2 protein-coding genes are annotated in these 2,679 nt (G+C 54.5%); both read right to left on the bottom strand.

Features of this window, described 5'->3' with window-relative positions; translation table 11 throughout:
* Positions 1-830, bottom strand: an 830-nt coding sequence (locus O6944_00775) for an NAD(P)-dependent oxidoreductase (protein ID MCZ6717687.1), incomplete at its 3' end; no start/stop codon positions are given.
* A 15-nt stretch (positions 831-845) separates the two neighbouring features.
* Complete coding sequence (locus O6944_00770) at positions 846-2,585, bottom strand: glycerol-3-phosphate dehydrogenase/oxidase (protein ID MCZ6717686.1); 1,740 nt, start codon at positions 2,583-2,585, stop codon at positions 846-848.
* Positions 2,586-2,679: the final 94 nt, after the last annotated feature.

Below are 2,679 nucleotides of genomic sequence, written 5' to 3'. Positions count from 1 at the left end.
ATCCCTAAAGGTCCGAGTGTCTTCTCCATCATCACTGCCAGTACAAAAAGGGGCCAGAGCGGTACTCGAAACTTGCGTACCCCGGTTCCTAGCGTTTTCGCGATAACGTCGACCATGTTTCGCGTAGTGAGAACCTCGCGCCCGGCCAGGACAAATATTTTTCCCACGGCTTTCTCAATCGTCGCGACCAGGTACAACCCATCGACGAGGTCATCAACATAGATCAGCTGATGCTTATTGTCTCCCTTCCCAATCACAAAGAACATTTTCTTTTGTATTGCCCGGAACAGCTTCAATAATCTTCGGTCACCGGGGCCATAAGTTTCGGATATACGCACCACTGAAACCGGTAGCTTGTCGGCAAAAGAAAGTGCAAGCTTTTCGCCTTCGCGTTTTGTCACGCCATATATATTATCTGGCTTGAGTGGCGTCTCCTCGTCAATCTCCCCTTCCATCGCTGCCCCATAGACACCGATGGTACTGCCATGCACAAAGCGTTTTACCTGGGCTTCGATACTTGCTTCAATTACGTTTCGGGTTCCATCCACATTTACCGTCCGGAAGTGCTGATCAGGAACGTTGGCCTCATGTTGAGCAGCTGCCAGGTGGAATACAACGTCGCAGTCTCGCGCGAGGTTCAGGATCTTCTCGCGCTCGGCGACAGAGCCTAGCGTAACGTCGATGCCTTTGGCTTCGAGCATTTGCTGGTTTTCTTGTTCCGCGGCGCTGTTGACCTGTCCAAGCAACCTCACAGAGTGACCCATTTCCACGCTTTTCAGCGCCAGTCTTGAGCCGATAAAACCTGTCCCGCCGGTAATCAACACGTTCATTGTCGGTCAGCTCTTTCAAGTGAGTGGTGAATCTGGCATTGTGCGCGCGAGCTCCATCTCGCCTTCCGATCGGTGACGCGTATCCTGAAACTTCGGGAACTGTGCCGTCACCTCCAAGAGCTCCTGCTTCGCTTGGTCAGCCGTCCACCCAAGCTCCTTGGCAACGATGTCGGCGCAAGTGCGTAACGCCTGGTCGCCCGGGTTGCCGCCCGCACCAAGATCCGTCCTGCGAAAAACAACATCGGACAATTTGAAAACCATCTCGTTGCGAACTGCGTTTACGACTTCCGCCTTCAGCACGTTGGAATTCTCTAGGGTCTCCGCCGCTGCCGGATCTTCCTCAGCAAGCTTCAATACTTGCTTATATTCCGAGCCGTGATTGTGTATCAGGGCACGCATCACGGCACTATCCACCGGCTGGTTGCTCTGCATTACTGCTTGTTTGACGAAACTATCAAAACTCTCTATCTGCCCGCCATGAATGGTTGTCCTATCCGTCGCTGGTCTTGATCCGCCCTTTCCGAGCTTCTTAGCAATCAGGTCCATCGCATGAGCGGCGTCGCTTCGTGCCATCGTGTATCTGATACCAATCAGCGTCACTAGACCCTTAAGCCCGTGCTCCTGCTCATGATCGATAAGGCGCGATCGTTTCCCATAGCTCAAGTCAATGACGCCCGGTAGGTTTTCGCCGAAGGGCACAAGCCCAGCATTCCACATAGACACATCCGCCAAGGAGAGATCGAGTGCCGGATAGGCCCAATTTACCTCGTCGATAAATGACCCTAGATCGCGTTCGCTGACCGTGACAGCGTCTGGTTCCCCTTTATAAACCACATGCCACACTCCGATGAGCGTATAGTCGCGCCACGGCACTATGAACAGATGACGGGCAGCCCGACTCAACACGGCATCCGGATCACGCGTGCGCGCTTGGACCGCCAGTGCGTGGGAGCTGGTAAAAGGACGTGGAATCAAGAAGCAAGCATCTCGCGAATAGCTACCTTGAGGGCGCAGGGAAAGACCGATGGCCTTGTTCAAAATCCTTTCTGCCCAGGGACCAGCTGCATTAAGAACAACTTTGGCTTGTATCGGGTACGACTCGCCGGTTAGGGCGTCGCGCCCGACGATACCCTCAACTATGCCGTTATGGCACAGAAACGCGGTGGCTTCGACATAGTTGGCGACTACAGCGCCTGCGTTGACCGCTGATTGGAGAAACGCCAGGACCAAACGCGCCGGGTTGTAAAACTGCCCATCACAAAACACGACTCCGCCAGTCAGTGTCTGAGTCTGAATGCCAGGAAAGAGGTCGAGCAGCTCCTGGCGACTGAGAAAGCGGGCCCACGGAATCTTGCGCTGCGCGTCCTTAATACCGCGGGTCCGATCCAGTGTGAGCAAGTCGTAGAGCACCATCCCGGCACCCAGAAGCGCCTTTCCCTGTCGTCCTCGCCCGTACGTGGGTATGACGATGGGGAGGGGCTGGACAAGATGTGGCGCGATGCGCAACAGCGCGGTTCGCTCATAACATGATGTCCTTAGACGCACAAGGTCACCGTGCTGCAAGTATCGGATACCGCCATGCACTATCTTAAAAGAATTGGCAGATGTACCGCTGCAAAAATCGCCACGCTCGACGAGTGCGACAGAAAACCCCCGCAATGCGGCATCCCATGCCGCACAGGCACCGAATATTCCGCCACCGATGATGGCTACATCAAACGCTTTATCTGCTAACGCCGCTGGACGTCCATTCATAACTCAATACCACAGGCGACCCACAGTGGATACACTGCTGCTATCTTTTGTTATCTTCTCGTTAGCCGTTCGGCGGGATGGTTCCACCTTTAGC

It is taken from the genome of Gammaproteobacteria bacterium, from assembly GCA_027296625.1.
Taxonomy (GTDB): Bacteria; Pseudomonadota; Gammaproteobacteria; order JAKEHO01; family JAKEHO01; genus JAKEHO01.
Note: the sequence above shows the minus strand (reverse complement) of the source record. Positions and strands in the feature narration are given on the sequence as shown.

Coding starts and splice junctions, on each gene's coding strand:
- O6944_00770 (MCZ6717686.1), bottom strand. CDS start 2,585: ATGAATGGACGTCCAGCGGCGTTAGCAGATAAAGCGTTTGATGTAGCC.